At 41.2% G+C, this 17278-nt stretch carries 16 protein-coding genes; 5 read left to right on the top strand and 11 right to left on the bottom strand.

Translation table 11 applies throughout. The features are described 5' to 3' along the window. Positions 1–142: 142 nt before the first annotated feature. Positions 143–292, bottom strand: coding sequence for a PsaJ protein (locus tag ACEYW6_RS28955; protein ID WP_412982461.1), 150 nt, complete (start codon positions 290–292; stop codon positions 143–145). Positions 293–718: 426 nt separating this feature from the next. On the opposite strand from ACEYW6_RS28955, the gene ACEYW6_RS28950 reads away from it, so the two are divergent. Then, positions 719–1288 carry a cysteine hydrolase family protein gene (locus tag ACEYW6_RS28950; RefSeq protein ID WP_412982460.1) on the top strand — a complete coding sequence of 190 codons (570 nt, stop codon included), beginning with the start codon at positions 719–721 and terminating at the stop codon, positions 1286–1288. A gap of 28 nt (positions 1289–1316) precedes the next feature. On the opposite strand, the gene ACEYW6_RS28945 is transcribed toward ACEYW6_RS28950, so the two are convergent. From ACEYW6_RS28945 to ACEYW6_RS28905, 9 genes are all read right to left on the bottom strand, one after another. Next, positions 1317–3497, bottom strand: a complete 2181-nt coding sequence (locus ACEYW6_RS28945; protein WP_412982459.1) for a CHASE2 domain-containing protein — start codon at positions 3495–3497, stop codon at positions 1317–1319. Positions 3498–3665: 168 nt separating this feature from the next. Next, on the bottom strand, positions 3666–5690 hold the full coding sequence (locus tag ACEYW6_RS28940; protein ID WP_412982458.1) for an FHA domain-containing protein: 2025 nt from the start codon (positions 5688–5690) through the stop codon (positions 3666–3668). After that, positions 5687–5890 carry a DUF6760 family protein gene (locus tag ACEYW6_RS28935; RefSeq protein ID WP_334801094.1) on the bottom strand — a complete coding sequence of 68 codons (204 nt, stop codon included), beginning with the start codon at positions 5888–5890 and terminating at the stop codon, positions 5687–5689. The genes ACEYW6_RS28940 and ACEYW6_RS28935 overlap by 4 nt, the downstream gene beginning before the upstream one ends. Beyond that, positions 5833–6216, bottom strand: a complete 384-nt coding sequence (locus ACEYW6_RS28930; RefSeq protein ID WP_412982457.1) for a phage tail assembly protein — start codon at positions 6214–6216, stop codon at positions 5833–5835. The genes ACEYW6_RS28935 and ACEYW6_RS28930 overlap by 58 nt, the downstream gene beginning before the upstream one ends. A 342-nt stretch (positions 6217–6558) precedes the next feature. Further along, positions 6559–6906 (bottom strand): hypothetical protein, encoded by a 348-nt coding sequence (locus ACEYW6_RS28925; RefSeq protein WP_412982456.1) that lies wholly within the window; start codon positions 6904–6906, stop codon positions 6559–6561. An 11-nt stretch (positions 6907–6917) separates the two neighbouring features. After that, positions 6918–7412, bottom strand: a complete 495-nt coding sequence (locus tag ACEYW6_RS28920; RefSeq protein WP_190899303.1) for a phage tail protein — start codon at positions 7410–7412, stop codon at positions 6918–6920. A gap of 22 nt (positions 7413–7434) precedes the next feature. After that, positions 7435–7890 (bottom strand): phage tail protein, encoded by a 456-nt coding sequence (locus ACEYW6_RS28915; RefSeq protein ID WP_190899302.1) that lies wholly within the window; start codon positions 7888–7890, stop codon positions 7435–7437. A 136-nt stretch (positions 7891–8026) separates the two neighbouring features. Then, the gene (locus ACEYW6_RS28910) at positions 8027–9688 is read right to left on the bottom strand and encodes a phage tail sheath family protein (protein WP_412982455.1); all 1662 of its coding nucleotides are present in this window, start codon (positions 9686–9688) and stop codon (positions 8027–8029) included. A gap of 30 nt (positions 9689–9718) precedes the next feature. Beyond that, the gene (locus ACEYW6_RS28905; RefSeq protein WP_190899300.1) at positions 9719–10558 is read right to left on the bottom strand and encodes a Pvc16 family protein; all 840 of its coding nucleotides are present in this window, start codon (positions 10556–10558) and stop codon (positions 9719–9721) included. Positions 10559–11300: 742 nt separating this feature from the next. On the opposite strand from ACEYW6_RS28905, the gene ACEYW6_RS28900 reads away from it, so the two are divergent. The 4 genes from ACEYW6_RS28900 (at position 11301) to ACEYW6_RS28885 (ending at position 15940) form a co-directional block, all read left to right on the top strand. Then, a complete protein-coding gene (locus ACEYW6_RS28900; protein ID WP_412982454.1) occupies positions 11301–12275 on the top strand; it encodes a sensor histidine kinase in 975 nt (324 codons plus the stop codon). Between the two features lie 168 nt (positions 12276–12443). Beyond that, on the top strand, positions 12444–13124 hold the full coding sequence (locus ACEYW6_RS28895; RefSeq protein WP_412982453.1) for a response regulator: 681 nt from the start codon (positions 12444–12446) through the stop codon (positions 13122–13124). 43 nt (positions 13125–13167) lie between these two features. After that, positions 13168–15303 (top strand): substrate-binding domain-containing protein, encoded by a 2136-nt coding sequence (locus tag ACEYW6_RS28890; protein ID WP_412982452.1) that lies wholly within the window; start codon positions 13168–13170, stop codon positions 15301–15303. After that, the gene (locus ACEYW6_RS28885) at positions 15281–15940 is read left to right on the top strand and encodes an FHA domain-containing protein (protein ID WP_412982451.1); all 660 of its coding nucleotides are present in this window, start codon (positions 15281–15283) and stop codon (positions 15938–15940) included. The genes ACEYW6_RS28890 and ACEYW6_RS28885 overlap by 23 nt, the downstream gene beginning before the upstream one ends. A 138-nt stretch (positions 15941–16078) precedes the next feature. On the opposite strand, the gene ACEYW6_RS28880 is transcribed toward ACEYW6_RS28885, so the two are convergent. Next, entirely contained in the window at positions 16079–17101 is a 1023-nt protein-coding gene (locus tag ACEYW6_RS28880; protein WP_412982450.1) for a DUF4157 domain-containing protein, read from the bottom strand. Positions 17102–17278: the final 177 nt, after the last annotated feature.

Genomic DNA, 17278 nt, shown 5'->3' with positions numbered 1-17278 from the left:
GTTGCTCCTGTCGCTCTGACTGCTCCTGCTATCAACGGTTAATTCTGAAGTTTAGCTAAATCAAAAAGCGCTCTCCCAAATTGGGAGGGCGCTTTTTAGTATCAACATTGATAACAACGCTTTTACATCATCACCGCTCATGTCATGGCATAGGATGGAAAAGAAGATCGGGTAAAAAATAATTAAAAATCGCCCATGTAGAGAAGGCAACTGATATCGAAATAACAGCAAGAACAGGAGCACGGGAAAGGTACTTAAGGAAATAACCTTTTTGGTCGTTTGGTTTCTGCATATCGCACTCTGTAAAGAATTAGTTAATGTAGGTTGAACTAGCGTGGCTAAACGAAAATTTCTTTGTCTGCATCGCGTTTGGAAACTCCTATATAGAATCACAAGTTAAAATTTGTCTTACAATCCAATAATAAGAACGAATAATTTACTACACTTCTAACCAAAGACTGGATAAATATTAAATTAATTAGTAATCTGAAATACAAAAAATTATTTGTTATTACTAGTTATATGGGAATTCGACTTGAATTTTGAAAGCATGCTTAGATAAAAATATTTGTTTAGTAAATCTTTTATACTCACCACAAACATCAGGGATATAGAATCAGCTTGACCTATTTTCAGATTTTTTACTCAACCTAATGGGTAATTTGCACTCTCAATTATCACAATCGATTTTTATAAGATAGTAAGGAGAATAATCAAGATGAAACGAGCCTTATTAGTAATCGATGTTCAGAATGAATATTTCACTGGAAAACTGCCAATAAGTTATCCATCAGGAAGCCTAGATAAAATTCTTCAAGTGATGAATGTTGCTAATGAGCGAGGTATACCTGTAATTATCGTAAGACATACACAGCCACCAGAAAACTCTGCCATTTTTAAAAAGGGAAGCCCAGAATGGGAGCTTCATCCCGAAATTACCAAACGTCCATATGATCTACTGATTGAAAAAAGTTTGCCAGGAAGTTTTACAGAAACTGAGTTAGAGGCTTGGCTTAAAGAGAGGAATATTGATACTGTGGTAATCTCTGGATACATGACTCAAATGTGTTGTGATACAACTGCTAGACAAGCCTCCCATCTAGGTTTTTCTGTAGAGTTTCTTTCTGATGCAACAGGAACCCTCGCCTTCACAAATAATGCAGGCGTTGCTACTGATGAAGAACTTCATAGGGCAACTTTAGTTTCTCAAGATACCTTTATTAGTAAGGTAATAGATAGCTCTAAATGGATTAACAATCTTGAAGATCCAAATGAAGCCCAACTGTAAATTTTTGGGTAGTGGCTCAGACATAATACTAGAGACTTTCGAGAGTTTTGAGTACCTCTGCTGCCGATTGATATCGTTGAGTGAAGTCGAAATGTACCATTCTATTTAAGATAATAACTAACTCGTCTGTTGCCTCAGTTAATTCGCGCCAATGTTGCCAAATCTGTTGATTGGCATCAGCTTCAATTTGGATAATTATTTCACCAGTATTTGTGTCTCTGCGAAATTCTCGGGGATCTACTCCAGTTAAACCTTGTATTCCCATGATTCCCAACGCATAAATATCGCTGTTGAGTTTTGGCAAACCGCTCATTTGCTCAGAAGGTGCATAATTAGGAGTACCAATTGAAATGGTCTGAGCTTCTTGCTGCTGAGGCTGAATTTGCTTAACAGCGCCAAAGTCAATTAAAACAATGTGCTGATCTGATTCTCGCCTAATCAAGTTACTAGGTTTGATATCTCGATGGATAACGCCATAGCTGTGAACAAAAACAAGCACGTGTAAAACTTCTTTGAGTATTTCCACAACCTCAGTTTGTTTTAGTCGCTTCCCAGAGGTTAGCTCTTTGTCCATAGCGTGCCCTCGAACAAATTCTTGCACTAAAGAAAATTGCCTATTTTCTTCAAAAAAAGCTAGCAATTGGGGAATTTGTGGGTGCTTACCTAAAGTTTCTAAAATTTCTGCTTCAGCGTCGAATAAGCGCCTGACAACATTTAAATATTCTGCATCTTGGCGGGGAGGTCGTAACTGTTTAACCACACACTGCGGATTACCAGGACGCTGGATATCGTCAGCCAAATAAGTATTGCTAAATCCTCCAGAACCCAAGGGTTGAGTAATTTTGTAGCGGTTGTTTAGTACTGTGCCTAGTGCAATTTCTTGCCCGATGGAATCAGTAATTACAGTTGGTGCTTCATTTGAGGCGTTGCCGCGTTGCCGTAAAAGGCCTTGCAATTCCACAATTAATTGTTGGTGTTCTTGAACCCGTTGGGTAATTTCTTGTTGCTCTTGCTTAGTTTGATAAGCACTATAGGCAAGGACACTCCCGGCGGTAAATACTAACCCCAGCGCTGAAGGTACTACTGGAAACCATCCAGCTTGGGTAAAAATGACATAATTGCCTCCAAATAACACTGCAAGGGCTGTTGCTCCTGCCAATCCTAAGCCTAGTGGATGTTGAATCCGCGATACCAGCAACCCACCAACTACAGTCCATCCCCATATCCAAAGGACTTTACCCCACTCAGGCAAAAACCAAAATAGAGGCTGTTTGTTAAGAACAGCACTGAGAATTTGACTAACGCTGTGGGCATGAATTTCAATTCCTGCTATTTTGCCGGAATTATCTGATTTACCAGTAGCAAATGGCGTATTAAAAATATCATTTAAACTATTGGCTGTTGAACCAATCAAAACGATGCGGTCTTTGACCAAATCTGGTTTAACTTGATTTGCAAGTACTTCTGTAATAGTTACCTGCTGGGCGACCTGATGACCAGAACGGTAGTTAAGCAGGATTTGGTAGCCATTGGTATCCGCTTTTTGATAACCACCAGCGTTACTTTGCAGGGGTTTAAATACGGTATCTCGTAGTTGTAATTCCTTTTTTGGGGTAAATTTTAGTTGGATGCCTCCAACTTCTAAGTATTTGAGTGCTAATTGTAAGCTAAAAGAATAAGTACTTTGGCAAGAATCGGACTCCTCTGCACTTACCAATAATAGGTTGCGACGAATTGTCGCATCAGTATCTTCTACGACATCATTAAATCCTACTCGCTCTGCTTCAACCCCCTGTGGGGGAGCTATTCCTGGATTGTTAGAACCAGAATGTTTGCAGATAGGAATGATGATATCGCTCTGTTGTATGCGTTGCAGTAGCTTTTCATGACCAGGTTGCACTGGTAAGTCACGAAATATATCTAGACCAATGGCTCGCGGTTCATATTCTTCAAGTTTGCCCAACAGCTGTTCTAGAAGTTCACCAGATAGGGGCCAATTCCATTTTTGGATATCTTTTTCAGTTAAAGCAACAATTAATAGACGAGAGTCTGGGCCTGGGTCGCCACGTAATTGCATCATTTGGTCGTAGACTTTCATTTCTAGAGGCTCGAAAACCCCAAGTTTTTGAATGCCCACTAGTAAAATTGTAGCGATCGCACTTGAAAAAATAACTGGCTGTCTAAATAAACTTTTTAATTTTGCAAGCATTTCTCTAGATAAGTTTTATTTTAAAATATACATATTTTTTATCCTCATTTTCAGCATTGAAATTATTCTATGCAATTTGCAACTTTTCACAAAAAATAGCAATTAAATACCAAAATACCCAACTCCTTTAAGGAGTTGGGTATTTTGTGATTCATAAATAATTTAGTACTAGTCTACTATCGGTTTCAGGTAATGCACAATCGCTTCTGCTGTTGGCAAATTAGTTGCCAGTAAAACTTGATTAATAGTACATAACCTTAACAGTGCTTCTTCATTTGCTTGACCAGGTTGTGCTTGCAGCAAATCTCTTAGGAAAATAACTGCTAAAATTTCTCCTGCTCCAACCAATGAAGCAATTGTTTGATATCCTCCAGAAGTTGGTGCGGGGGTTTGTTGACTAATAGTTATGCCCGCCTGTTGATGTAATACTTCGCTAATTGATGGCCACGTAATTGTAAAGCTCTGCGAGAAAAATTCCTGATGTTGAGAAACAAATTCAGCAAGTTCTGATTTCTTGCTTTCGTGAGCGATGAGTACTATGTTTCTTTCAATGATCATTTGAGAAGGCTCACTTATATTTGTTTCTTCTGAAGTTTCATCAGATTGAGTTGCTTCTACTTCCGAAGCCTCTTCAACAGTTTGACTGATGCTCTCAGTAGCTCCACTCTCTGTTGTTTCCAAAGATTGAATATCATCTGAGTCAGAGGCTTCACTTACTGGAGCGACATCATCAACAGTACTCAAATCAATGTATTGATTGTTGAAAACTTCCGCAACGGTATTATCAGGCTCCATCAATGCTTCAGAAACTTCGTTTCCTGTTTCATCAACAGCAAAACTAGGTTCTACTTCGTCAACCTCTGCACTGTCTTCTGCTGTAACTGACGTATCCAAATCTACTACCTCATTACTGTCTTTCTGTGTAACTTCACTCTCCTCCTCTGGGACTTGGCTCAATGCTTCTTGCGGTTGAATGTCAGCGTCTTCAGGAACTTTGCTGATAAATTCGCCGAAGTTTGCGCTTACTTCTTCCGCGACTGGTGTATCTAAATTTACTACTTCATTTTCATTATGAGTAGCTTCGGGAACGGTACTCTCCTCCTCAGATACTTCGCCGAAAATATCACGCGGCTGTACGAAGGTGACTTCTGCTGCGAGTGCTGCCTCGAACTCTGCATCTTCATCGGAGTTAGCTTCGGGAACAAAACTCTGTGAAGGAATTTCGTTAAAAATATCACGCGGCTGCACAAAGGTGACTTCTGCTTCTAGTGCTGCCTCGAATTCTGCATCTTCATCAGAGGTAGCTTGTGGAATGGCACTTATATCACGCCGTTGTACAAAGGTAGCTTCTGCCGCCAGTGCTGCTTCAAAGTCTGCATTTTCGTCGTAGGTAGCTTCTGGAACACTTTCCTCTTCAGGAGTTTCAATTATGTTTTCAGGTGCAGCGATCGCATCATCAGCTACAGTAAAAGAAGCTTCTGAGTCTTCGCTAACTTCTGGAACTTCTACTTCCTCGGCATCTGCGCTGACTTCTGCTGCAACTAATGTATGCAAATCCCCAGTTTCATCATGAACATCATCTGAAACTTCGCTAATTGCTTCTGGTGACTGAATGATGTTTTCAGGGGTGATTACCTCAACAACCGCGATGACATCATCAGGTTGAATAGAAGCTTCTGAGATTTCGCTGGTTTCTAAGGAAACAACATTAAGTTCAGGTGTTTCTACTTCTTGAACAATTGGCGCTGGAACTTCGTTAACTACTTCTGGGGCTGGATTAGCAACGTTGGAAGGGCTGACATTTTCAGGCGATCGCGGCCGAGAAAACAATGAAGGGTCTATAATTCTAAAGACTGTCTCTGGTTGCTCATAAGCGGGAGCAACTGCTTCTAAGATCAAAACGTAATCTGCAATCCTAATAATATCTCCATCGCTTAAAGAATATGGTCGATCTTTTTCAGCTTGTTTCCCGTTAAATATTGAGCCATTTCTACTGCCAAGGTCGCAGAAGTAGTAATTTCCACTTTTAACAAAAAACTTAGCATGTACCCGACTAATATCAGGGCTATCTAAGACTAAATCAGAATCAGGAGAACGACCTATTAGCCATTCTCCTCTGGTTGTATTTTCTAAGGTAAGGTCAACTTCATTGATTTCACTTAGATTTGGTGAGTAGCTAACTTTTACTTTCATATTAATTTTTGGTTAATTTTATTGATTTCTGCTACCCAGCGCTGACGGGTAGTGTGTTCTAAATTTAAAATATCATCTTGTGACCAGTGAAAATGATAAGCAATAAAAGCTACCTCCTCATACAAAGTATCAGAGGGGTAGCTTACGACTCCCCCGCTAGTTCTAGCTCCACTGAAAATTGAGTATTGCAGTGGGGGCATTGTGTCGGAATGTGTACATTGCCTTGTTGATTGATTCGATTGTAAAATTCTCGGAGATAAGCAATGTCATGTAAGAGCAGCCCTTCGAGTAAATCAGGACTAACAGAGTTGAAACTGCCTAACCGAGTAATAACCCGTGCAAGCATTACTAATACACCGTAAGCCTGATTTTCCTGAACTCTGCGTTCTTGCTGCACCAAAATTTCATCTTTGGCGGTGGCTAAACGCATCACCCCATGACGATGTATTCGGTGTTCACTATCACTCAGTCCTCTAGGAAGAGTGAAGGCAAATTCTGTGCAGAGAGTATCTTTCTTACGGGGCATAGGTAATTAAAATAATTCGTAATTCGTAATTCGTAATTCGTAATAACACTCGCGGACTCGCTACCGCTACACTAACTTAATTAAGTTTTGTAACGGGGATTTAGACCCCGCCACAGAACTTGCCGCGACTGGACTGACATGTACTGAGCCTACGTTGCCCTGAGCTTGTCGATAGCGCAGCCTATCGTAGAGAAGGGTCGAAGTAGTGCTCGCCGAACGTCTTGTTAGTTGCTTTTTACTTAAACCCCCGAAATTAGTTAAATTTGGGCATTGGGCAATAATCAATAGTTCTTTTTCCCCATCTCCCTCATTTGCCTCATCCCCCGATACCCTATGCCCAATTCAATTATGAAGAAGCGGTTCAGGGGAATTTATTATATCTTCTGGTATGGAAGTTTCGCTCTCCAATCCATTGATTCGACGGTAAAAATCTTGGAGGTAATTTAAATCTTGGGCAAAAAAGTTTTCCACTATTGCAGGAGTCACTTCTGATAAAGCACCCAAGTGGGTAATCACTCGCGCCAAGATAATAATTGTGGCATAAACGGGATTAGCTTTAACGCGTGGGTCACGCAAGGGTGCAATCTCGTCTATCGCCGTTGATAACCGCATTACACCTTTGCGGTGGAGGTTGCCTTCAGAGTCTAGATATCCCTTAGGCAATGTAAATTCAAACTCTGTTGGAAACATAGTCCTCCTAATTACTTCACGCGCTTAAATTCCTCAAAAGCAACTTCCACCTCCTCAATTTCGATGTCATGGCTGCGGGCGTTGACATCGGCAATCTTATAACTTGCAGGCCAAGCACCAGCTAATTCAAATCTAGCTACTTCTTGATTTGCCTGATTATAAATAGATAAAGCAACAAGTCTACGTTGCTCAGACCAATTACCCTTTTCAACTTTTTCAAACCACTTCCAAAAATCCATAGAGTTGGTGGTACCTCTACGCAGGGTGAGATTACCACTCTTGGGATTGCTAGGAAGTTTAGTTCTCACCACCTGACCTTTTGACTGCCCTTTTGTACCCCAGGTTTGAGAAGTAACTTCAGAAATTTCAATTACCTCTTGTGTTCTTTTGAAGCCTTGACACTCCAAAAAGAAGCAATTGGCATCGTTTTGACCTTCTAGTTTCAGTTCTAAATAGAACCGATGAGCTGTAAGAACTTCTGGAATTCGGCTTGCGGATTGTACCACTGTTAATTACTGCAAATACTAATTATTTGATCCGTTTAATTCCTTCATGAACCAATTCAATGGTTTCATTCGCCATATCACCACCAGAGGCAGTTAAGGTAGGCCCAGTGTATTTACAAGGATAACAATTCACAATGTTCCAGCGTGCTTTTTCAGAGCCTTGTTGGTCATAAGCAACTACCGAACCAGTCTTACGATTCTGTGCCCACTGACGAGGGTCTCCCATATCTTCGTTACACTTTTGATACCAAGTATAAAGGTCTATATCATCAGTGGCGATGACTTTTACTGTGATGTTGGTAAATTTAACAACGGTTGGTGTAGCTTGGCGCATTAGTTTAGCGCCCTTAGATGAACCGTGGACTTCTTGGGCTGGTGTATTCTCAACGCCTAGTCCACTAATTTCTTTGATGAATTTATCAGTAATTCCGTCAGCCTCGAAGTAAAACTTACAAGAGGTTAAAAATTCGCCTGCCATGCTTTTAGACTCCTTTGTGTGTAGTTAATTTGAGAATGGGGAATTAGGAGTGAAGAGGGGAATAGGTTACAGGTTACAGGTTACAGGGTACAGATTATTCCCTGTCACCTGTTACCTGTCCCCTAATTTCAATGCCCTATTCGCTGTCTTCAATGCCATTCCATTGGCTGATACGGAAAACAACAAATTCAGCCGGTCTGACGGGACAAACACCGACTTCAATGTATAAACGTCCTAAAATCCTGGTTTCTGGTGGGTTCAATTCTTCGTCACACTTAACATAGAATGCTTGTTCTGGTGATGCTCCAAACAAAGCACCTTCACGCCAGATGCGTTCTAAGAAATTGCTGACGGTGCGAGTCACACGTGCCCACAAATCTTGGTCGTTCGGTTCAAAAACTACCCACTGAGTCCCCAGTTCTAGGGATTTTTCGATATAGCTAATTAGTCTACGCACACTGATGTAACGCCACTCTGTTTTATCTGGCTCAACTAAAGTGCGTGCGCCCCAAATGCGAATACCTCGGTTGGGGAAGGTACGAATACAATTTATCCCAAGAGGGTTTAATAGTTCTTGTTCACGGAAGTTTGTGTCATAACCTAAACCAATTACACCTCTGGGAACTTCATTTGCAGGTGCTTTGTAAACTCCTCTGGTTTCGTCAGTGCGGGCCCAAACACCCATTACATGACCACAAGGAGGTACTAAAATTGGATTACCGCGATCGCGTGGATTAGGTACTTTAATCCAAGGATAATAAAGGGCCGCAAACATCGAACGACGGTTAAATCTATTCAACCACTCAACTACTTGCTGGGGTTTGACGGCATCCGGTGGCGCATCAAGTACAACCATGCGGTTGGGCGGATTGGGAATATCGCCACTGGCAGAACCCTCGCACATACTAATCATCAGTTCGATGATGCCGTGGACTTGATCTAAATTCAGTATCTGCTCTTGATAAGCCCGCATCACATCAGGACAGGCTAGCATTGTGATTTCATCAACTTCAAAGATACCGCGTACCCCGGTGCGATCGTCTCGAACCCCTTCTAAATTTTGCGAAAATCTATCGGGTGGGGTGGCAACAATGGGCGGTGCTAGTTCATATTGACCATTAACGGGACGACGAGCTAAAGGCTGTCCACTTTGAGTGATGTCTTCTACAGTCACATACATCGAATTTCTCAATGCCGTCAGTGCATAAGTAGCGACTTGAGCATTAGGTTCGCGGTTCATGCTCAAGTTCTCGTATTGCTCTAGAAGCTCATCTCCCCGACGAATTTGGATGGTGAAATATTCACCCGTATTTGGAGGCGCTTCTCCTTCAGTACCTTCTGGTAGGGCGCGGGGTGAACCATCAATAATAACGATATTTACTAATCCGCCTGATGCTTGCTCAGGACGCAAAGTAAAGCGGAGGGCAGGACGATTACCTCTAGAGTTGATTCTGAGGGTAGCCGGTTCTGGAGTTGCGGGCCTGGGTGCGCCTGGTAACTGAGTCCCGATGCTTGTCACCCAGCAGCGACCGCCACCATTCATAAAGTAGCCGTAGACTGAAAAAGGTAAATAAGCGTTGAAGTCGGTGAACCCATCAGAGTTAGGACGAGCAAAGTAGTTGAGATATTGTGTCCAAGTGGTTACTAGCATGGGCTTGTATAACTCAGCCCCACCACGTACATCTTCTGTAAAGCCTACAAATCCGGCAACTGCCGTGCTAACACCTTCAATTGGTCGGCTACCTCGGTCAATTTCTTCAATATAGACACCGGGAGCAAAGTAATCAAGTCTAGCCATGAAAGTCTCTCCAAGTCAGTAAAAATCTAATTATTCGGGAGTTAGAAATATTTCTTTGAAAGTATGACTTTGGTTATCTACCAATGCGTTGACGTTTTGGGGTAGATAGCCAGGATGATTCAGAGTCAAAACATAATTACCTAAATGAAGGTCTTCAAAAAAGAACAGCCCTTCTTTAGTGGTTAATATGGACTTTTCAGTTCCCCTCACAGCCACTTCTGTCGCTACCAACGGCAGATTTGTCACCGCACTTTTGACAATACCTGCGATCGCAACTCGTCTAGTTACTACTAGACTGTCAGTATCACGAGACAATTGATTTCGCAAATTGAAAATTCGCTCCCAAACCAAAGGTACTGAAGTAGGTTGTGGCTCGAAGGGTATTGTAACTGTCAAATATAAGGCTGAACGCAATGGTACATTGAGAGCGCTCCACAAAGAGCCAATCTCAATTGGTGGCTCTAGGGCAACTGTCAGGTTCAAATTACCATAGCCTCGTAATTCAGGAACCAAAAACTCCTCTTCCAAGGTGCGATGGCGCAACAGTACGGTCAACGCCTCACTGATAAAGTGATGCTCACCTAAAGCTGTTCTATCCCAGGCTGTTAATAGCAGCGAAACATCAAACCAAGCCGGTGCCCAATTTACAGTAGCAGGTTGTAGAGCGCGTGTTAGCTTGCGTTCAACTTGCCTGCCAGAATGTTGTACCTGCTTACTCTCACGTATATCAAAAATGTATAAATTGAGAGTCGGCCCTGCTCCCTCTTCCCTTCGATTACCAGGATGGCTAAAGTCAATTTGCTCTGTACTGGTAAGTGAGGTTCCTCCAGCTAGAATTTCGGCTAAAGTTTGAAGAACAAAGATAAGCATGAAGGTGTTCTGCTGGTAGCTAATCCAGATGCATCTACAGTATATGTATCAGCCTTCTAAAGTTAATTAGACTTTTGTCGATATTTTTGGATTGGGGCATTTGGCATGGTGAAGAAGACTTGGGGACAGGGAGAAAGACTTGTTGCAAGCTCTCGCTCAAGTCACCTTTTCACCTTGTCCCCAAGTCTCCCCTGCTCCCCTAAAATCATGAGTAAGAAGGCTGGAAAATATTATATTTTCAAGAATCCGAAAAGCAGCAACTTCAGTTTGTAGATTAGTTTGGAGTAGTTTTTCATTGGAAGCACTACATTTTTCTGTGAGGTGTAATGGATTTCCGTAGGCTAGGGCTAACTACGAACCAAGCATTGTTGTCCTTGCCAGATTATTACTGAATTAAGTGTTACATATAAAATTAATGCGTACTTGTATATACTTAGAAAAAGGAGAAGGATCTGTGAATATAAGCTTAATAATTCTTTGTATGAATTATCTAACAAGATAACTTAACAAAAAAATAAACATTACTGAGACTGCATAATTTTATACTGGTCAGCAGAAGAGTAAAAACATTTGGTTGCAAAAAGCGAGTGAAGCTATGACACTAGGCTTTTCTATACAAAAACTAGAGAATGGCTCGAATTATTTGAATTCCTCAGACATCCAAAGCTTTTGTCAGCTAGAGTCTGAGCAGTTAACTAGTCAGTATCCAATTTTTTTCGCTCGGATTGTCTACCATGATTGCTTGCTGAAAAATCATCAGGAAGTTATACGTTATGGTCAAGGCCAAGCTCCTTTTTCTCCAAAAACTTTAGCTTATTTGCGCTCAGAAGCATGGCTGACAGATTTTCCACCTGCTTTGACTTTACATGCATTTAAACTTAAGGATTTTTCATCCATTTCTTACATTTGCCCCATAGCCTATAGAAATCAAAAACCTGAATACATCCAAATTATTACTAATGAACCTCTCTCAGAAAGTTTGCAATTGTATGTAAAACGCTCTGCCATGATCCTGAGTAAGTATGTAGATATTTATTTAGACTATGGAAGACAAAAAACTGAAATTCAACTATTGGAAGATATCCTGCATCGAGTAGGTCATCAATTACGTAACTCTCTAGGACTTATAGGATTGTATGCACATAATTTATGCTTAGGTTTAGAGGATAGTCCTTGGCAAGAGCAAGCAACAATAATCGGCGAAAACATACAAGATTTAGATACTAATTTAAATGAGCTTATTGATTGTGGACAAGGTGCAAAATTAAGGGTGACACTTCAAGACTTAAGAAGTTTAGTAATTGAAAGTATCACAAATTTACAACCTCTAATTAATCAGAAACAAGTTAAAATATCTATTCCTGACACATCGACGATCCTGAAAATAGACAGATTACAAATGAAACAAGTATTTGACAATATCCTTAGTAATGCTGTTCATTTCAGTCCTAATTCAGGAACTATTACCTGTAGCTGGCAGATTTTTCAAGATGAAGTTTTAATTAAAATCTCAGATCAAGGGCCAGGATTATCTAAAGAAGATTTACAAAAAGTATTTACCCCATTTTATTCCCGGCGTAAGGGAGGTACAGGGCTGGGTTTAACTATTGCAAAAAAAATTATTTTGGATCATCAAGGAAGTATCTGGGCGCAAGTTTTATCAGAAAGTGGAGCACAATTCTCGATGATTTTGCCTCGACCGAGGAGTGTTAATTAATTCGTAATTCGTAATTCGTAATTCATAATTACGCTCTCTACGAGACGCTAAAAGCATAGCTTGCAACTCTTACAGAGTACGCGGACTCGCTACCGCTACCGTAATTTGTAATGACGCTCTCTACTAGATGCTAAAAGCGAACATGAACTCGCTAATGTAATAAAAAAGATGGCTAATGATAATAAGAAACTTTCGGTTTTGCTTGTAGATGACGAAGAACGGTTTCGTCAAGGGTTACGTACTCTCTTAAGTTTTTATAGTATTAATTCTGCATTACCTGTAGAAGTTATCGGTGATGCGGATTCTGTGGAGCAGGTTTTAAAGTTTACAGCCCAGAAGTGTCCAGATTTAATTTTGCTGGATATGCAATTGAAAGGATGTGATGGAATTACAGTTCTGGCACGTCTTAAAGAAACTTCTTACACTGGAAAGGTTTTAGTATTGTCGGCTCATCAAGAAGATGACTGGATTTTTAGAGCAATGCAGGCGGGAGCCGCAGGTTATGTGTTTAAAAATCGTGTAGCAACACAATTGTGTGAGGCTATTGACACTGTAACTAGGTCAGAAATTTATCTACCTTCAGAAGTTGCTAGTCGATTTTTCCGGTTTTTTCAGGCTTATTCAGACTCTTGTGTGAAAGCATGTCATGAGGTGCATTTAACAGAAAGAGAGCAAGAAGTTTTATACTGGTTAACTCAAGGTGCTTCTAATGAAGAAATCGCTAAACATTTATATGTAACAGTTGCTACTGTTAAGGCGCATCTCACCAGTATTTTTGAAAAATTGAAGGTTACTAGCCGGACTCAAGCTATTGTGGCTGCCCTCAAGTTAGGATTAGTTCACGCTTGAGTGCGACAGAAGTAATCGGCGCAATTCACGAAACTCTTTGTATATGGCTTCATTTGAATCTTTTTATCAAGAATACCCCTGCTCGTACAATTCTCCCTTAAGTTGCGATCGCCCTTTCCAAACGGCACAGCAAATCAAGGGCGCTAAGTTTTGCTTGGAATGTGGTTTTCCAGCAACTTTACCGCAGGAGGCTGAGATTAAAGGAAGTCAAGGGACTTATCAAATAGCTAGTTTTGTCGGTGTGCGGGGTTTAGGCCGCTTATACTCAGGTATCCAACTCAAAGACAAACAGCCTGTCATCATCAAAGAATACCTGCTACCCAATCGCTGTTTTAATGAAAGCGAGACTCTGAAGCGAAAAGAGACTTTCAAACGGGTAGGTGGGATCAGTTTAGCCGATAGTAGAATTCAAAACTTCCGTCTTGTCGAAACGAAAGAAGCGATCGCTGATGAAAAAGGAGAACGCTGTTATTTAATTACTAAAGGAATAGAGTCATCCCAAACTTTAGGCAAATATCTCATAGAGAAGGGGGCAATGACATCTACTGATGTGCGTGAGATACTAAATCAAGGTTTACAAACACTCCAGTTTCTCCACACTCAAAAACTGCGTTTTCCCTCAAACCAAACACAACTGGGTATAACTCACGGCAACATAAATTTAGATAGTACCTTAATTAAGGTAGAAAACAATCAAAAATTTTCTATATATTTTTGTGATTTAGCTATCTGGGAAAACTTATTTATTCCACCTATTATTGCTCAACCCGCGCCTGCCAGACCTGAACAAGATTTAGAATCATTAGGATTGCTAGCCTTTTATTTATGGGCAGGACGGACAACTAATTTTTTATCCAACCAACCTCTCGATCCTAGAGATAATCAACAATGGCCAGATACCGATAGCCATTTAAAGCGGTTTCTTTATCGCCTAATTGGATTGGAAACTCCTTTCGAGAATGCTGAAGCGGCTCGTCAAGCACTACTACAACTTCCTAAAGAAGATCATGTTAATAGTTCAGTGCGATCTTCCTCTGGTTCTCAAGTAGTAGAAAAGCGTTTGCCAATGCCTTTAATTCTGCTAGGGATTCTGGCTTTATTACTACTTGGCGGAGGAATATTGTATTGGCTTTTGGGCAAGAAAACAGATAGTCCTAATCAGTATATACAATGGTCTAGACTTGTGCGGAATTTCTCCGAAGTCCCCAACGTTCCTTCAGGACAATTTACTTATACAGGAGAAAAAGACAGTACATGGAGCTATGTTTTGACACAACCAGTTGACAACAGTCGTTTAGGAGATTTATTGACCAGACCAAAGCCAGATGCAACAGCAACATTTAACTATGAATCTGTTTTATCAGCAAATTTAAATAATCCGATTAAAAGTATTGAAGAAGTCCAAACCAACAAAAAAGATTTTGCAATTACTAGTTTGGTAAATCAGATTACAGATAAACTGACAAAAAAAACAATTGCTTATGATGGATTAATTGTTTTTGTAGCATTTAATAAAAGAGACTCAAATCTTGCTAATGCTCTGGGGGGGCAAATAAATATTGAGCAATTGCGTCAAATTTACACAGGTAAAATTACTAATTGGCAACAAATTAGTTCCAAACTTCCAAATCTGCCGGTCAAACCTTTTGCCCCGACTGAACCGGAAGCAATCAGTAAATTTCAAGAAATAGTTCTCAAAAATGCCCCTCAGGACGAAGCTTTATTTACAGCGAAAGTTACTAAACTTGATACAACAAAAACCCAAAATCAGATCCGCAGTGAGACTTTGGAGGGGCGAACCACTGGTATTATTAGTTTTGGCATTATCAGTAAAACTTGGAAACAGTGTACTGGCTATCCGTTAGCGATCGCAGATGGCAAAAAGTCAGCGATTCAACCTCTGTTTCAAAGGCGCGATCGCCGCTCAATTAATCCCTCAGATGATTTGTGTCAACATGATGATTATTATGTTGATGTCACCACTTTCCAAAGCTACCCCTTGGGATACCCTATTTTCGTAGTGTACCCTAAAGACAGCAGCCGCCTGCCTGGTGGTTCTACATTTGCCCAGATGCTAACCACTCGTCAGGGTCAGTGTTTACTTAGTAAAGTAGGTCTTGTAGCTTTACAACCTATGCCTGATGATATAAATTCCTATGCCTGCAAATCGGTGCCCTAATCCCAGTTGCGAATATTTTAACCGCGCCCTGCCTAACAATGCTAAGGTTTGTCCCTGGTGTTCCACTCCTGTGGGTAATGTAGTTTCCAATACACCACAACCGCCTAGTCAACCACCGTCTATTCAACAACAACCTAGTCAACCACCACCCAGTCAACAACCACCTGTTCAGTATCAGCGGCCAGCAACAGACCAACCTAACTACCAAGCTCCCCAACAAGCTCCTGTTGATTATTCAACAGTTTATCAACCACGGGTTTCCTATCCACCAACACCACCTGTTTACACTCCCCCACCTCAAAGAGCGCCACTTTTAAAGCTGATTCATACCACCGGCAGAGAATTTAACCTCGTTGGGGAAGGAGGTTATATTGGTCGTCGCAGTCAGAGTCCAGGAATAGCGCCGCCAGAAATTGACTTGACCGGCATCCCTAGTGAGGGAATAGTCTCTCGTCGTCATGCGCGAGTCGATTGGGACTGGTCGCAAAATGCATACATGATTGTTGATATGAGTACAAATGGTATTTATTTAAACAACAATCCTCTAACTCCTGGTATGCAATATCGTCTACTTAATGGCGATTCGCTGCGATTTGGTCAGGATAACCTAGTTAATTTTACGGTATATGTTGTGTAATTAAAAAATGAGCTAATGCACTAGGTTTGCGGAAAGCTGTTAAATTTCCTGGGGTAGTTGATTAATCAACTACCCTTCAATTTTGGCATGAATTGGCTGTTCGATAAAGGAGAAATCAGGAGGGCTTTAGCCTGGATCTTATTTTTTTACCCCTTGGTCAGGAATAGATTTACGTTGAACTGCACTACCATTTTGTTGGATAACATGGGTCAACTCATGGGCAAGTAATTCCTTTCCTCCGTTACTTCCTGGAGAATATTCTCCTTGACGGAAGAAGATATCCTGTCCTGTGGTGAAAGCACGAGCTTGGACGGATTGGTTGAGCTGATCAGAGCGGTTATCTGTGTGGATTTTCACACCGCTGAAGTCAGTTCCAAAAGCCTGTTCCATTGGTTGCCGGATGTCGTCTGAGAGTGGCTGTCCACCTCCACGTGCCTGTTGGATTGAAGTTTCTAGGTCTGAAGTGGCTGCTACTCCACCACCTTTACGTTGCACCACAGGAGTAATGGAATCCCCTACGGATTTCATTTGTAATTCTTCTTCCTCTTCTGGTAATGCTTCTCGTTGAATAGACTGACGATTCCCCGGTTGGCTCATCCTCTGCATTACCTGCTGTGCTACTCTATCAGCTTCCTGCTCGTAAACATCTCCAGGTTGGTTAACTGTTAGTCTTGTTTGTAAACGCAGTAACATTCGACTAATGTCGTGGGTGAGAGGATTGTTTGAGGGTTGCGCCTCAGTAACTGCTTTGGGCGAAGCAGCCAGGGATTTCATTTGTAATTCTTCTTCTTCTGGCAATTCTTCCCTTTGCAGCGAAATATTAGAATCCGTCAGGGATTTCATTTGTAATTCTTCTTCCTCTGGCAATTCTTCCCTTTGCACAGATTGTTTATTTACAGGTTCGCTTATCGTCTGCATTACCTGCCCTGCTACTCTATCAGCTTCCTGCTCGTAAACATCTCCGGGCTGGTTAACTGTGAGTTTGGTTTGTGTGCGCAGTGATATTCGACTAATGTCGTGCCCTAAAGGTCGCACCTCATTCGCTGCTTGAGATGAAGCAACAGAGGAGTCTAAACCAAAACCACGTGTCGGTTGTTTGAGTGTAGGTATTGAGAAGGAAGCAGTAGTAGCTTTTTTGGGCTGGCCTATGCGTTCTCTCATTTTTTCTCCTGATGCCCAAGCAGTAGGTGGATGAATATTTTGCTGTTACTAACATCTAGAGTACAGCGATCGCACTCATCAAGCAATTCACCCAAAGTTTAAATTTTTGGGAAACCTATTCTAAAGTTAGGTGGGTTGAGCGATCGCATTCTCTCCCCCACCTTTCCAGAACTGCCA

It is taken from the genome of Nostoc sp. UIC 10607 (assembly GCF_047228265.1).
GTDB classification, from domain to species: Bacteria; Cyanobacteriota; Cyanobacteriia; order Cyanobacteriales; family Nostocaceae; genus Nostoc; species Nostoc foliaceum_A.
The sequence above is the reverse complement of the archived record's forward strand: the minus strand, read 5'-3'. Positions and strand labels throughout refer to the sequence as shown.